This window comes from Nonomuraea sp. NPDC049637 (assembly GCF_040675235.1).
Lineage (GTDB): Bacteria > Actinomycetota > Actinomycetes > Streptosporangiales > Streptosporangiaceae > Nonomuraea.
This window is the reverse complement of sequence record NZ_JBFAOM010000003.1, coordinates 155,607-170,171: the sequence shown is the minus strand read 5'-3', so window position 1 is coordinate 170,171 and position 14,565 is coordinate 155,607. Positions and strand designations below refer to the sequence as shown.

The following is a 14,565-nucleotide window of genomic DNA, read 5'->3' as shown; positions in this document are numbered from 1 at the left end:
GGGCGCCGGACCCAGCGGTCAGGGCACCAGCACCAGCCGTCCGCGCAGGCCGCCCTCGGCCAGGCGGACATGGGCGTCGGCGGCCTTCTCCAGCGGGTACGTCCCGGCCACCCGCAGCGTCAGCCGTCCGGCCTCGACCAGGCGCACCAGCTCCGCGAGCTGCCGGGCGTCCGAGCGGAACAGCACGGTGGCCACGTCCGTGCCGCGCAGCGGCACCGGCGCGACCCCCGACGCGAGCGCCACGAACGCTCCGCCGTCCCGTACGGCGTCGAGCGCGGGCAGGCCCAGCACGGCCGCGTCCACGACGGCGTCCACACCACCGGGCACCCGCGCCCGTACGGCCTCGGCCAGGTCCTCCTCGCGGGGGACGAACCATTCCGCCCCGAAGCCGCGTACCAGCTCCTCGTCCGCGGCGCCGGCGGCGGCCACCACCCTGACGCCGCGCACGGCGGCCAGCTCCACCAGGTAGCCTCCGACGGCCCCCGCCGCCCCCGTGACCAGCAGCGTGCCGCCCGGCCCGACGCCGGTCCGGTCGAGCGCCTGCCAGGCGGTGAGCCCGTTCAGCGGCAGCGTGGCCGCGTGGACGGGGCTCACGCCGCGCGGGGCGCGGGCCACCGCCGGGGCGTCCAGCACGACGTACTCGGCCTGCGCCTTGTACGGCAGCTCCAGCCGCGCGCAGAGCCCCACGACCTCCTCTCCCACGCTGAAGGAGGCCCCCGGGCCCACCTGGTCGACGGTCCCCGCGGCGTCGAAGCCGATCCCGTACGAGTCCAGCTTCCTGGCCAGCCCGTACGAGGCCAGGGCCCCGGACGCCACGGCCAGGTCGAAGGGGTTGACCCCGGCCGCGGCCACCTTGACCCGCACCTGGCCGGGCCCCGCCGTCGGCAGCGGCGCGGACACCAGCCGGGGAGCGCCGGAGCCGCCGATGAGTGCACGCATGTTCGTCATGCCGACGACCCTAGGAAGAGTTACTCTCTTTCAGTAAGTAGGCACCTGGAAGTGCGTAACACACGGCGAGGAGTGAGACGATGGCGACCACGACGGCGGCGCAGCGGCGTGACCAGGCGAGACTGGCCTTCGACGCCTACTTCGCCGAATGCCCTTCACGCAAGCTGCTCGACCGGCTCAGCGACAAATGGGTCACGCTGGTGCTCAGCGCGCTGGCCGGCGGCGAGCGTCGCTACAGCGACCTGGCCAGGCACATCGCGGGGGTCAGCCAGAAGATGCTCACCCAGACGCTGCGCGGCCTGGAGCGCGACGGCCTGGTGGCGCGCCGGGTCACGCCGCAGGTGCCGGTGCGCGTCGACTACGCGCTCACCCCGCTGGGCGAGAGCCTGATGCCGCTGGTCATCGCCATCAAGGCGTGGGCCGAGGAGCACATCGAGGACGTCGAGGCCGCCAGGGAACGCTACGACGCTACCGCCTGAGCCGCACCGGCAGCCGGGCCAGCCCGCGCAGCACCACGTTCTCCTTGTACGGCGGCTCCGGATCGGCGGCCTCCATCTTCGGCGCCGCCGCGGCCAGCGCCGACAGCGCGATCTCGCCCTCCATCCTGGCCAGCGTCGCCCCCAGGCAGAAGTGCAGGCCGAGCCCGAAGGCCAGATGCCGGCCGGGCTCGCGGCCGGGGTCGAACCGGTCCGGATCGGCGAACGCGGCCGGGTCGCGGTTGGCCGCGCCGATCGGCACGAGCACGCCGGTGCCCGCGGGCACCGGCGTGCCGCCCAGTTCCCGGTCCTCCAGCGCGATCCTGGAGGTGAGCTGGACCGGCGGATCGAAGCGCAGCACCTCCTCGACCACCTCCCTCGGCCGCTCGGCGGCGCGGTGCAGCAGGCCGTGCCGCAGCAGGTTCAGCACGCCGTTCGCGATGAGGTTGACGGTGGTCTCGTGGCCGGCCACGAGCAGCAGCACGCAGGTCGCCAGCAACTCGGCCTCGGTGAGCTCCTCGACGTGGGCGAGGGCGCTCAGGAGGTCCTCCCCGGGATGCTCGCGCCGCCGCGCGATCAGGCGGCGGAAGTAGTCGCGGAACTCGTTCCTGGAACGCTCTGTTTCCGACATGAGGGCGTCTGTCAGCATCGGGTCAAGTCCGCGGGCAAGGGCCTCGCTCCACCCGCGGAAGCGGTCGTGGTCCTCCGGCGGCACCCCGAGCATCTCGCTGATCACCATCACCGGCAGCGGGTACGCGAAGCCGGAAATCAGCTCCGCCTCCTCCGGCAGCCGTCCGATCAGGTCGGCGGTGATCGCCTCGATCCGCGGCCTGAGGCGGGCCACCATGCGCGGCGTGAACGCGCGGCTGACCAGAGCACGCAACCGGGTGTGATCGGGCGGGTCCATGAGCAGGAACGACCTGCCGGGCTGACCTGCCTCTTCCTGCGCGGGCGGGGACGTTCCGTGACCGAACCCGGGGTCGCGCAGCACGGCCGCGCACAACTCGTACGTGGTCACGACGAGCAGCCCGCCGCGCGTTCTGAAGATCGGCCCGGCGGCTCGCAGCTCGCGATATCGGACGTACGGATCGCGCACAAATTGCGGATCCGAGGGATCAAAACCCAGCACGTCGGTGGCGCTCATCGGAGGTGGAACCGGGCCGCCGAATTGATCGTTTGGACCGTTCATAGCTGATCACGGCGTGCCGACATATGCGGAGTACGTCACATATAAGTGATCATGTCAATAGCACTGGTCAAGGGCGCCGATTGTCGCGCTTGACGACCTTTCCGCGATGCGTTTACCTTCACCGAGACGAGCGGCTTTGCTTCGCCTGAAAGGTCCGAGTTCTGCTGTTGGGGGGAGGGCTCCCGGTGGATGTGCTCACAGAAGGCGTTGAGCTGAGCCACGCGGATTTGGCGTTACTGGCCGAACTGGCCAGGGGGGTGACCGTCGATCGGGTCGGCAGGCGGCTGGACATCAGCGGACGGACCGTACGGCGCAGGCTGAGGGGCATCTGCGACCGCATCGGCGTGGCCACGGCGATCGAGGCCGTGGCATGGGCGGCGCGCCGCCAGCTCATCTAGCGGCGCTCATCTGGCGGCGCTCACCTGTCGGCGCTGGGCGAAGTGGCGCTGGATGAAGTGGGGCTGGGCGGTGTGGCGCTGGGGCGGTGTGGGGCGCCGGTCAGTCCGCGATGCGCACGCCGCCGGCGAACGGCCGCCCGCCGATCGGGGCGACCCGCACGACGTCACCCGTGCGCGGGGCGTGGACCATCATGCCGCCGCCGATGTAGATGCCGACGTGGTGCAGGTCGCTGTAGAAGAACACCAGGTCGCCGGGGCGCAGCTGGTCACGGCTGACGTGCGTGCCGGCCGTCCACTGGTCGCCGGTGTAGTGGGGGAGCGAGATGCCCACACGCTGGTAGGCGGCCATCACCAGGCCGGAGCAGTCGTAGGAGCGCGGCCCTTCGGCGCCCCACACGTACGGCTTGAGCTGCTGGGTGAGGGCCCACTTGACGGCCTGGGCCGCCTTGCCGTCGCCGATGACCGGCAGGTTGACGCGTACGGCCCGGGTGCCGGGACGGCCGGCCTCGCCCATGGCCCGCCGGTAGAGGTTGCTCTCCACCTTGGTGACCAGCTTGGTGATCTTCGAGCGCTTGGCCTCCAGATCGGTGACGATCTTCTGGACCTCGGCGATGCGGGTCTTCGCGCCGGCCCTGGCCCGCTCGGCGGCCTCCATGGCCTTGGCGAGCTGGTTGACCTCCTCGCCCTGCTGCTGTTCGAGCGCGTACGTGGTCGCGGCCCGGTCGAGGAAGGTCTCGGGGTCGCCGGACTGGGCGAAGGCCAGGGCCTTGTCCAGGCCGCCGGTGATGTAGGCGTTCTGGGCGAGCAGCGAGGCCCTGGCGCGCCTGGCGGCCAGGTCGGACTCGCTGGTGGCCAGGATCTTCTGGGCGGAGTCGTTGGCCTTCTGCGCGGCCTTCAGCCGTTCGCGCTGCTCGTTGTACTGCTCGGCCAGCGTCTCGATCTCTTCGTGCAGCTTCTCCACCTGGTCGGAGAGCTCGGAGAGCGACGGCTTCGGGTCGGCGGCGGCGGAACCGACGGGGACGGCGAACAGCATCGCGGCGACGGTGACGCCGATGACGCCGAGGCGGCGTGCGCGCCTGGCCTGTTCCTGGGGGCGGGCGTGCCTGCCCCCCGTCTGCCCCGAGCGGTCGAGCGTCCGCTTCACCAACCGAGCTCCTCTCATCGACGCCGGCCGGGTTAGCTGACGGGTTCGGGCCGGAGCAGCCCTACCGAGATGGTCGGATTCACCCCAAGTGGCGGCGCTGCCTGCTCGCCGCCGTTGGTTCCCCGGCTTCCCTTGCGGGAATTGGGCGTGTCTTTCCGCGCGCATTACGCGGAGAACATCGTCGCTGGACACTAATGCACTCCGGGTTCACGCTCAACCGGAACTGCCGAGTCTGTAGAGGTTTCACAACTGAAGGGTCACAAGGTGATCTCGTGGGTAGCCGTACGGAAGCGGGCTTCTGCACCTTTTGTCCAGCATTCGGGGCGCTGAGGTCTGGAGGAAAGCTCCAAGTCGGCTCGTGTTCGCTCGACCACGGGATGTGATGAGATGCCCGAGACGTGGGATTTAGGGCCGAGCCGTAATGAGATCTGTACCCTGGAGAGCCATGGAGCAGGTGGCCGAAGTGGCAGTCCCCGAGACCGCGGTCGTGGTCAGGCGTGCCCGCACGCCCGACGTGCGTGCGATCAGGCGTCTCGTGGACACCTACGCGGGCGCGGGTCCGCGGCTCCTGGAGAAGGCCACGGTCACGCTGTACGAGGACGTCCAGGAGTTCTGGGTGGCCGAGCGGGACGGGGAGGTCGTCGGCTGCGGCGCGCTCCACGTGCTGTGGGAGGACCTCGCCGAGGTCCGTACGGTGGCCGTCGATCCCGCGTGCCGGGGGCTGGGCGTGGGGCGGCGGATCGTCTCGGCACTCGTCCGGCAGGCGAAGGATCTGGGGCTGCGGCGTGTATTCTGTCTGACTTTTGAGGTCGACTTCTTCGCGAGGCACGGTTTCCGCCCCATCCAGGGCACCCCGGTCTCACCCGAGGTCTACGCCGAGTTGCTGGCCTCGTACGACGAGGGTGTGGCGGAGTTCCTTGATCTGGAACACGTCAAACCGAACACCCTTGGCAACACCCGCATGCTGCTGCATCTGACATCGGGTGACGCGGACCTTGACCACTTGGAAAGGTGATTGTTGATACCTATGTCGATACGTTGGGCAGCACAGGCATGTGTCCTGACACGTGCCACATGCGCACTCGAAGCGAGGTGACACGGTGAGCACCGGACAGCCGCCGTACCCACAGGACGATTCCGGCGAGAACCCCGAGTACGGGCAGCACCACGGCCGTCGGCCCGGTGAGCCCGACCCGGACGTGACTGTGGTCGGCTACCGGGCGGACGATGCCTTCGGCCAGCCCCCATATGGTCAGCAGCAGCAACAGGGCTATGGCCAGCAACAGCAGTACGGCCAGCAACAGCAGCAGTACGGCCAGCAGCAGGGCTACGGCCAGCAGCCCCAGTACGGCCAGCAGCCCGCCTCGGGCCAGCAGGGTTACGGCCAGCAGCAGGGCTACGGCCAGCAGCAGCAGTCCTCCGGCCAGCAGTACACCCAGCCGGGCTACGGCCAGGACGCCCAGTACGGCCAGCAGGCCGGCTCGGGCCAGCAGGGTTACGGCCAGCAACCGCAGTCCTCCGGCCAGCAGTACACGCAGCCCGGCTACGGCCAGGACGCCCAGTACGGCCAGCAGGGCTACGGCCAGCAGGCCGCCGCGGGGCAGCAGGGCTACGGCCAGCAGGCCGCCGCGGGGCAGCAGGGCTACGGCCAGCAACCCCAGTACGGTCAGCAGCCGCAGTCCCAGCCCGACTACGGTCAGCAGCAGGGCTACGGCCAGGACGCCCAGTACGGCCAGCAGGCCGCCTCGGGCCAGCAGGGCTACGGCCAGCAGCCGCAGTCCTCCGGCCAGCAGTACGCCCAGCCCGGCTACGGCCAGCAGGCCGCGTCGGGCCAGCAGGGTTACGGCCAGGAGGCCCAGTACGGCCAGCAGGGCTACGGCCAGCAGTCGCAACCCGACTACGGCCAGCAGCAGGGCTACGGCCAGGACGCCCAGTACGGCCAGCAGGGCGGCTACGCCCAGCAGCAGTACGGCGACCAGCAACAGGGTTACGGCCAGCAGTACGGCGACCAGCAGCAGTACGGCCAGGCATACGGCCAGCAGCAGCAGTCGCAGCCCTACGGCCAGCCCGGCTACGGCCAGCCCTACGGTCAGCCCGTCGGCGTGCAGCCCCCGGGCGCGCCGGCTCCTCTGGCGGAGTGGTGGCAGCGTCTGGTCGCGAGGATCATCGACGGTGTCATCCTCGGCATCGTGAACTTCGTGGTCAGCCTGATCCTGGGCCTGTTCGCGATCGGTTACGACTCGGCGACCGGCTCGACCTCGGGCATCCTGTCGGGATTCGTCATCGGCATCCTGTCGGCGATCGTCACGACCGCCGTCTGGGTCTGCTACGAGTTCTTCCTGACGAAGATGAACGGCCAGACGGTCGGCAAGATGGTCATGGGGATCAAGGTCGTGCCGGTGGGCCAGGCCCTTCCTCCGGGCGGGCTCACGTCCGACCTGGCGATCAAGCGCGCCGGCGTCACCTGGGGCGGCTACATCCTGAGCGTCATCCCGTTCCTCGGCCCGCTGCTCGCCTGGGCGTGCGTCGCGGTCAACGGCGCCTCGCAGCTGTGGGACAAGCCGCTGCAGCAGACGTTCGCGGACAAGTTCGCGGGCACGGTGGTCGTGAAGATCAAGTAATCCCGCGTCAGCGTAAAACAGGGGCCGGCTTCCCGCCGGCCTCTGTTTTGTGTGTGCGGGGCGTACCAAAATGGGGGGTACGACCGCCGACCGCGTGAGGTGGGATATGGCCGGGACACCGTCGTGGCCGGGCGCCGTGCCCGCGGAATGGTGGGAACGCCTCGCCGCCCGCTTCATTGAGGCGCTGGTCTTCGGGGTCTTCTATTACATTCTGTTCATCGCGCTGTGGGGCGTCTTCCGGACTGTCGGGACGGTGGAGGCGTTCGACGGGCGGCTGCCCGGGCTCTTGGCCTGGTTCCTGGCCGGCCTGTGTTATGCGGCCTATGACTGGCGGGCCCATTGCCTGCACCGGCGGACCTTCGGCCAGGCGATCATGAGGATTCGCCTGGCACCGGACGACCTTCCGCGTGGCGCCCTGCTGAAACGGGCCCTGGTCTATCCCGGGCCTGTCATGCTGATGGGCATTCCGGTGGTCAATCTGCTGGCCGGAATGCTGCTGTTCGGCGTCGGGTTGCTCATCCTGATCGACAAGCCGTTGGAGCGCGGGCCGCATGACAGGCTGGCCGGAACGCGGGTGGTAAAAGATCTTCGTTGAGGCATCCGCACCTGGGAAGATGCCTTTTCGCAAAATTTTCCCTTGATCCGGTAAGGAGCCTGGAGAGACTGGCATTAGGCTATGGGACGTCCGGGTTGCCGGATGTCGGTGCCCCTGCTCCCTGAGGGCGACTGTGTGTGGCTATGGTCGGTTCCGGGTGAGTTGTCACCTAGGCGTCATGAGCGTCCGGCGTGCTCCCGCAGGTCCCGCAGGTCGCGCCGGGATGCGTATTTAGCGCCCCCGAAACCCTGCTAGCCCTGGAGGCGAGGACGAATGGAAGCCGTTACAGACGTATTGTCAGCGCTCATCCCCCCGGTCGTGGTCGGCGGCGCCTTCATCTTTGGCGCGGTGAAGTTGCTGCGATCGGAGGTCGCCGGGCGACGGGCAAACCACCAGGATCAGGCCGAGAACCAGAACTGATCTGCCAGTCAGCCGAATCCCCGTAGCGCTGAATTGTCTCCGCGCCTTTCCGGGTATATGTTTGGGCGAGCGAATGAAACAATGCTCCGGGAAAGGATTGCGTAGATGGCCAAGCAGATCCAGGAGATTCTCATCGATGACCTCGATGGGGGCGAGGCCAATGAGACGGTCAGCTTCGCTATTGACGGCTCCTCCTATGAGATTGACCTCAGCGACGTTAACGCCAAGAAGCTGAGGGACGCACTCACGCCTTTCGTGCAGCACGCCCGCAGGGCAGGAGCCGTGTCGGCCCGTCGCCGTGGTCGCGGCGGCAACCGCGCCATGAGCCGCGAGAAGAGCTCGGAGATCCGGCAGTGGGCCAAGGCCCACGGCCTGCCGGTCAGCGAGCGCGGCAGGATCGCCTCCACCGTCGTGGAGAAGTACGAAGCGGCTCACTGAGCCTCGTCAAGAGAGCCATCTCCTGACCATGCGCTTATGCCGTTCGCCTAGGACCCCGGCGAGCGCCATAAGCGCATGATCGTTTTGTGGGAAGTTCGTGAATCCCCCGACCACTTGTTGATCTTCTAATCCGCCCAAATGTGGGCGTATTGCTCACCTGTGGCGCCGGACAAGGCGTCGCGTGGGAGTGGAACGTGCCGGGCTTGGCGGCCTGCGTCCGGATCAATTCCCGGGCCGCCGGGCTCGCTGTCCGTCTTCGTCGCCCGCGGCGGGAACGCGCCAATGCCGTCACCCGCCGCAATGTTCACCTTCCCGGCTCCTGCGGCGTATGCGCAAAGCGGTGACGCTCCGCCACACATTCGGGCAGCGGGTCCCTTCCCGAGCGCCGCCGCAGGCCCTCTTCCGTCACCGGGCACTTCCGCCTTCTTACGGTCTTGTGCGGGGTTCTCGGGGCTTGTCGGGGCTTGTTCGAGCCTCTCTTCGGGCCCGTCTTCGAGCCTCTCTTCGGGCCCGTCTTCGGGCTTCTCTTCCGGGCCCGTCTCCGGGCTTCTCGGCGGGCCGGCCGCGGACGACCGGCAAAACGCGGGCGTGCGGCTGGTGGGACACGATGGAAAACCGGTGGCCTCTCCCGTGTGCCGCACATTGTCCCGTCGCACGACCCTCCTGCGCACCGCGATCGGTAACCCGGCTGACCCGATGGGGAATAGGCGCGGGGCGCGTTGCGTGCCGAGTTGTGCTCAGGGCGTAGCGCCCGCGCTTGGACGCGGTTTGGAGCAGCACATACGATGATTACGTAACAGATACGGGCGCGGGCATCGGAGATGCGTGGCCGGCGGGCACCCCAGGGCCGGCTTCGCCCCGGCGTCCGACGGCCGATCCGTGTTGGTCCGCCCTGGGCCGCGGGCGTCGAATTCCAGGCGCTTCCGGGAAGCGCCTAAACATCGTTCGCTTGCGGCGTATCGGGAACACGTCACCCCCGAACAGTAGTTGGATAGAGGGTGAACGCCCTGCTCTCGGGGAACGTCTCTGCTATAGAGCGTGTCAGCGGCAGTGGGCACGGTTCGCCGAGCCAGGGCTAGCATGCGGGATGACGGGACCGGATTTACCGGCCTGACTGACCGCTCTGTGAGGAGCGACGAGATGTTCGAGAGGTTCACCGACCGAGCGAGGCGTGTTGTCGTCTTGGCCCAAGAAGAGGCCAGGATGCTCAACCACAACTACATCGGCACTGAGCACATTCTTCTTGGTTTGATCCATGAAGGTGAGGGCGTAGCCGCCAAGGCTCTGGAGAGCCTCGGCATCAGCCTTGAGGGTGTGCGTCAGCAGGTCGAGGAGATCATCGGCCAGGGCCAGTCGGCTCCGTCGGGGCACATTCCGTTCACCCCGCGGGCCAAGAAGGTCCTCGAGCTGTCGCTCCGTGAGGCTTTGCAGCTGGGTCACAACTACATCGGCACCGAGCACATCCTGCTCGGGCTCATCCGCGAGGGTGAGGGTGTGGCCGCCCAGGTGCTGGTCAAGCTTGGAGCTGATCTCAACCGTGTCCGGCAGCAGGTCATCCAGTTGCTCCACGGTTACCAGGGCAAGGAGCCGGCCGCCGCGGGCGGTCCCCAGGAGTCGGCGCCGTCCACGTCCCTGGTGCTCGACCAGTTCGGCCGCAACCTGACCCAGGCGGCCCGCGAGGGCAAGCTCGACCCGGTCATCGGCCGTGAGAAGGAGATCGAGCGGGTCATGCAGGTCCTCTCCCGGAGGACCAAGAACAACCCGGTGCTGATCGGCGAGCCCGGCGTCGGCAAGACCGCCGTCGTCGAGGGCCTGTCGCAGAAGATCGTCAGGGGCGAGGTGCCCGAGACGCTGAAGGACAAGCAGCTCTACACGCTTGACCTCGGCGCCCTGGTCGCCGGCTCGCGCTACCGCGGTGACTTCGAAGAGCGCCTGAAGAAGGTGCTCAAGGAGATCCGCACGCGCGGCGACATCATCCTGTTCATCGACGAGCTGCACACGCTCGTCGGCGCGGGCGCCGCCGAGGGCGCGATCGACGCCGCCAGCATCCTCAAGCCGATGCTGGCCCGCGGCGAGCTGCAGACGATCGGCGCCACCACCCTCGACGAGTACCGCAAGTACCTCGAGAAGGACGCCGCGCTGGAGCGCCGCTTCCAGCCGATCCAGGTGGCCGAACCCTCTCTCAGCCACACGATCGAGATCCTCAAGGGTCTGCGCGACCGCTACGAGGCCCACCACCGCGTCTCCATCACCGACGACGCCCTGGTGGCCGCCGCGCAGCTGGCCGACCGCTACATCAGCGACCGCTACCTGCCCGACAAGGCGATCGACCTCATCGACGAGGCCGGTTCCCGGATGCGCATCCGCCGGATGACCGCTCCGCCGGACCTGCGCGAGTACGACGAGAAGATCGCCAACGTCCGCCGCGACAAGGAGTCCGCGATCGACGCGCAGGACTTCGAGAAGGCCGCTGCGCTCCGCGACCAGGAGAAGCAGCTCCAGCTCAAGCGCGAGCGGCGGGAGAAGGAGTGGAAGGCCGGCGACATGGACGTCGTGGCCGAGGTCACCCAGGAGCTCATCGCCGAGGTCCTGGCGACCGCCACCGGCATCCCGGTCTTCAAGCTGACCGAGGAGGAGTCCCAGCGCCTGCTCCGCATGGAGGACGAGCTCCACAAGCGGATCATCGGCCAGGACGACGCCATCAAGGGCCTGTCGCGGTCCATCCGGCGTACCCGCGCCGGTCTGAAGGACCCGCGCCGTCCCGGTGGCTCGTTCATCTTCGCCGGCCCGTCCGGTGTCGGTAAGACCGAGCTGTCCAAGGCTCTGGCGGAGTTCCTCTTCGGCGACGAAGACGCTCTGATCAGCCTGGACATGTCGGAGTTCATGGAGAAGCACACCGTCTCCCGGCTGTTCGGCTCGCCTCCCGGCTACGTCGGCTACGAGGAGGGCGGCCAGCTCACCGAGAAGGTGCGGCGCAAGCCGTTCTCCGTGGTCCTGTTCGACGAGATCGAGAAGGCCCACCCCGACATCTTCAACTCGCTGCTGCAGATCCTGGAAGACGGTCGCTTGACCGACGCCCAGGGCCGCGTGGTCGACTTCAAGAACACGGTCATCATCATGACCACCAACCTCGGCACCCGGGACATCTCCAAGGGCATCGGGGTCGGGTTCGCGAAGTCCAACGACACCGAGTCCAACTACGAGCGGATGAAGGCGAAGGTCCAGGAGGAGCTCAAGCAGCACTTCCGGCCCGAGTTCCTCAACCGTGTCGACGACATCGTGGTCTTCCACCAGCTGACGCCGAACGAGATCATCAAGATCGTGGATCTGATGCTCGCCCAGGTCGACGCCAGGCTGAAGGACCGCGACATGGGTCTCGAGGTCTCGCCGGAGGCCAAGCAGCTGCTCGCCGACCGCGGTTACGACCCGGTCATGGGCGCCCGGCCGCTGCGCCGTACGATCCAGCGCGAGCTGGAGGACTCCCTGTCCGAGAAGATCCTCTACGGCGAGCTCCGTCCGGGGCAGGTCGTGAAGGTGACGATCGAGGGCGAAGGCGACAACGCCAAGTTCGTCTTCAAGGGCGAGTCCGCCACGGCGGTCCCGGACTCGGCCGCGGCGATCGCCGCGCCGATCCAGCACTGACGGGCCAGTCACCGAAAACCCCCGCCCCGGCGGGGGTTTTCGCATTCCCAACCCCAACCCGGCCCCCGGCTTCCGACCCTTCGCCCCCCGGCCCCCAGCTTCTGGCCCCCGGCCCCGGCCCCCGGCCCCCGGCCCTCGCCCCCCGGTCCTCGGACGCCCAACGCGGCGACGACTCGCCGCAGGGGTAAACGAGAGCCCAGGCCCCCTTGTTCGGCGACCAGGAGAGCCCCAGAGCCGCAATACGCCCGGCGCAACGGCAACCGGCCTCATGCTGCCCTCGACCCACGGCCCCCGTCTCCGGGTCTCCGGTCCCGGTCTCCGGCCCCATCCCTGGTCCCCGGCCCCCGACCCCGGTCTCCGTTCTCCGGCCCGGGTCTCCGGTCCTTGGTTCCGGGTCTGGTCCTCGGGCTCGGGCTCTTGTCCTGGGCGCTGAGGAGGGCGGTGGGGCTCTTGTTTGCCTGTCTGGGGCGAGCCGTCGCCGTTGGGGGCGGGAGGTGGGGTGGGTTGTTGCTTAATTGTTGGATGGGTGGGTACACCGCCACCGGTAGTAGTACTACACTGCGTAGAGCATCGCCAAGTCTCATCCAAGTGATCCGCAAGAGCGTGTTCCTAGAGTCGGGGCTGCTCCCTGGGGAGTAGTGAGTAATCAACTCAGGGCGGACGCGTGCGCCACCCGGAAGCAGGCATGCTCACACCGGGTTCGCGCGTCTGAGGCGGGCGACGGGAACACTCAAGCAAGCCGTGGAGGAACCGATGCGCCTGCGTCACAACGACGGAACGCTCGTTCACCTCGCCTACAACGCAGGCATCCACCCTGCCGAGGACCTGGAGAACCTGATCGCGCACCTGACCCGCTACGCGGTGCCGGTGCGCAAGAGGCTGGGTGTGGAGCGAATGGGCATCGGGCTGTGGTTGTCGCCCGGCGTCGCCGACCACCTCACGGCCGACCGCATCGAGCTCGTACGGCTGCGCCGCTCCCTGGAGGAGCGCGGCCTGGAGGTCGTCAGCCTCAACGGCACCGGCGGGCGCAACCAGGAGGTCCCCGGGCCCGACTGGGCCAAGCCCGAGCGTTACCGCTACACCATGGCGCTGGCCAAGATCCTGGCCTTCCTGCTGCCCGACGACGTACGGTTCGGCAGCATCTCGACGATCCCGATCGGCTGGCGCCGCGACTGGCCCGCCGACCTGCACGCCATCGCCACGCGCCGCCTGGAGCGGCTGGCCCGCGAGCTGCGCGGCATCTACAGCGTGACCGGGAAGACGATCAGGGTCGGCTTCGAGCCGTGGCCGGGGTGCGTCCTGGAGACGACCGAGCAGGCGCTGGAGCGGGTGGGCGGCATTGACTCCGAGCACCTGGGCGTGTGCCTGGACGCCTGTCACCTCGCCTGCGGGGCCGAGGAGCCCGGCGCGGCGCTGAAGGGCCTGGCGGAGGCCGGCGCGCCCGTCGTCAAGCTGGGGCACGTGCACAACCACACGGGCGAGACGCCGAGCACCGGCGCGGTGCTGCACGACACGCTGACCGCGATGTTGTCGGGCGCGGTCAGCGGGAGCGCGCACATCGAGGTCGAGACGCACAACCTGTTCGTGCCGGGCCGCGCGAAGGGGCCGGGCGCGCTGGTGTCGCTGCTGGCCGAGGAGCTGGCCTGGGCCCGTACGAACCTGACCAGCCTCGGCCTGCAGTTGGCCGCCTGATCGAGAGGCCGGGGCCGGTCGTGCCCGCGCACCGGTTCCGGCTCGGCTGATCCACTCAGAGGCCGGCGAACCAGCCTGGCGTGTCCAGCCGCCACATGTTCGCCGGCGTCATCCTGCGCAGGTCCGACTCCAGGGCCCGCAGGCGGTCCTCGCCCAGCTCCGCGGCCCATCGGGCGCGCAGGTCGTCGAAGATGCGGGCCGAGCGGTCGAGCGCGTCGACGCCGCGGGGCGTGAGGCGGACGATCTTGCGCCGGGTGTCGAAGTCGTCCCTGGTGCGCTCGACGTAGCCGGCGCGTTCGAGGGTCTCGATCGTCTTGCCCGCGGCCTGCTTCGACACGCCCAGGGTACGGCCCAGGTCGACGGCGGTCGTGCCGCGTGTGCCGATCGCCTGCATGACGAACCCGTGGTTCGGACGGAGGTCCGGATGGCCCTGGCGGGCCAGCTCGGCGTGCAGCTCGTCGATGAGCGTGCGGAAGGCCAGCAGAAGTCGTAGAGGCAGTTCGAAGCCTGGGGTGTCGCTTGACAAGATAGACAACCTGGTTAACTATATGGACAACGTAGTTGCCTATCTTAAGGGGTTCGAGCGTGTCTGTCATTCGTGACGCGGATTCCCGGCGTTCCGAGACCCCCTCCGGGGTCATGACCACTTTCGCCTCGCCGACGCAGGGCGGGGCCTCCCGCTCGTTCTGGCGGGTCGACGCGAAGCCGGGCGCACAGGGCCCCCGGCACGACTTCGACAGCGAGCAGGTGTGGAGCTGGCTCTCCGGCGGGGCCACCGTCGAGCTGGGCGACGAGCGGTTCGAGGTCGGGCCGGGCGACACCGTCGTCATGCCCGCCCACGTGGTGCGCAGGGTGCTGGCCGACGCGGAGGCCGGATACGCGGCCGTCGTCACCGCGGCCGCGGGCGCCAGGGCCATCAGCGCCGAGGGCGCCGACCTCGGCACCCCGCCGTGGATCGCCTGATCACCGAGGACGCGCGGCGCGCAGCCGTGCCCACCGCAG

The 14,565-nt window shown here is 68.9% G+C and carries 13 protein-coding genes and 1 riboswitch; of the genes, 9 read left to right on the top strand and 4 right to left on the bottom strand.

The genetic code is table 11. The annotated features are described in order from the left end of the window. Nucleotides 1-18: 18 nt before the first annotated feature. The gene (locus tag AB0J71_RS05520; protein WP_352318642.1) at nt 19-948 is read right to left on the bottom strand and encodes an NADP-dependent oxidoreductase; all 930 of its coding nucleotides are present in this window, start codon (nt 946-948) and stop codon (nt 19-21) included. Nucleotides 949-1,028: 80 nt separating this feature from the next. Between AB0J71_RS05520 and AB0J71_RS05515 the strand changes: the two genes are divergently transcribed. Next, the gene (locus AB0J71_RS05515; RefSeq protein ID WP_352318644.1) at nt 1,029-1,427 is read left to right on the top strand and encodes a helix-turn-helix domain-containing protein; all 399 of its coding nucleotides are present in this window, start codon (nt 1,029-1,031) and stop codon (nt 1,425-1,427) included. On the opposite strand, the gene AB0J71_RS05510 is transcribed toward AB0J71_RS05515, so the two are convergent. Beyond that, the gene (locus tag AB0J71_RS05510; RefSeq protein ID WP_364388858.1) at nt 1,417-2,520 is read right to left on the bottom strand and encodes a cytochrome P450; all 1,104 of its coding nucleotides are present in this window, start codon (nt 2,518-2,520) and stop codon (nt 1,417-1,419) included. The two genes, AB0J71_RS05515 and AB0J71_RS05510, sit on opposite strands and share 11 nt — an antisense overlap. A 278-nt stretch (nt 2,521-2,798) precedes the next feature. On the opposite strand from AB0J71_RS05510, the gene AB0J71_RS05505 reads away from it, so the two are divergent. Beyond that, a complete protein-coding gene (locus AB0J71_RS05505) occupies nt 2,799-3,011 on the top strand; it encodes a LuxR C-terminal-related transcriptional regulator (RefSeq protein WP_132597751.1) in 213 nt (70 codons plus the stop codon). 100 nt (nt 3,012-3,111) lie between these two features. On the opposite strand, the gene AB0J71_RS05500 is transcribed toward AB0J71_RS05505, so the two are convergent. Continuing rightward, nucleotides 3,112-4,155, bottom strand: a complete 1,044-nt coding sequence (locus tag AB0J71_RS05500; RefSeq protein WP_364412929.1) for an NlpC/P60 family protein — start codon at nt 4,153-4,155, stop codon at nt 3,112-3,114. A gap of 6 nt (nt 4,156-4,161) precedes the next feature. Then, a riboswitch (cyclic di-AMP (ydaO/yuaA leader) is annotated at nt 4,162-4,313 on the bottom strand. Nucleotides 4,314-4,600: 287 nt separating this feature from the next. Between AB0J71_RS05500 and AB0J71_RS05495 the strand changes: the two genes are divergently transcribed. The 6 genes from AB0J71_RS05495 (at nt 4,601) to AB0J71_RS05470 (ending at nt 13,563) form a co-directional block, all read left to right on the top strand. Further along, a complete protein-coding gene (locus AB0J71_RS05495; RefSeq protein WP_352325867.1) occupies nt 4,601-5,170 on the top strand; it encodes an amino-acid N-acetyltransferase in 570 nt (189 codons plus the stop codon). Between the two features lie 85 nt (nt 5,171-5,255). Next, nucleotides 5,256-6,776 (top strand): RDD family protein, encoded by a 1,521-nt coding sequence (locus AB0J71_RS05490; RefSeq protein WP_364412926.1) that lies wholly within the window; start codon nt 5,256-5,258, stop codon nt 6,774-6,776. 106 nt (nt 6,777-6,882) lie between these two features. After that, the gene (locus AB0J71_RS05485) at nt 6,883-7,371 is read left to right on the top strand and encodes an RDD family protein (protein WP_352325870.1); all 489 of its coding nucleotides are present in this window, start codon (nt 6,883-6,885) and stop codon (nt 7,369-7,371) included. 525 nt (nt 7,372-7,896) lie between these two features. Beyond that, nucleotides 7,897-8,229 (top strand): Lsr2 family protein, encoded by a 333-nt coding sequence (locus AB0J71_RS05480; RefSeq protein WP_125641669.1) that lies wholly within the window; start codon nt 7,897-7,899, stop codon nt 8,227-8,229. 1,140 nt (nt 8,230-9,369) lie between these two features. Further along, nucleotides 9,370-11,871, top strand: coding sequence for an ATP-dependent Clp protease ATP-binding subunit (locus AB0J71_RS05475; RefSeq protein WP_352325871.1), 2,502 nt, complete (start codon nt 9,370-9,372; stop codon nt 11,869-11,871). Nucleotides 11,872-12,624: 753 nt separating this feature from the next. Further along, on the top strand, nt 12,625-13,563 hold the full coding sequence (locus tag AB0J71_RS05470) for a TIM barrel protein (protein ID WP_357702269.1): 939 nt from the start codon (nt 12,625-12,627) through the stop codon (nt 13,561-13,563). Nucleotides 13,564-13,618: 55 nt separating this feature from the next. Here the strand turns inward: AB0J71_RS05470 and AB0J71_RS05465 are convergent, their stop codons facing one another. Next, nucleotides 13,619-14,089, bottom strand: a complete 471-nt coding sequence (locus AB0J71_RS05465) for a MarR family winged helix-turn-helix transcriptional regulator (protein ID WP_352325873.1) — start codon at nt 14,087-14,089, stop codon at nt 13,619-13,621. 113 nt (nt 14,090-14,202) lie between these two features. Between AB0J71_RS05465 and AB0J71_RS05460 the strand changes: the two genes are divergently transcribed. Next, nucleotides 14,203-14,526, top strand: a complete 324-nt coding sequence (locus AB0J71_RS05460) for a cupin domain-containing protein (RefSeq protein ID WP_352325874.1) — start codon at nt 14,203-14,205, stop codon at nt 14,524-14,526. Nucleotides 14,527-14,565: the final 39 nt, after the last annotated feature.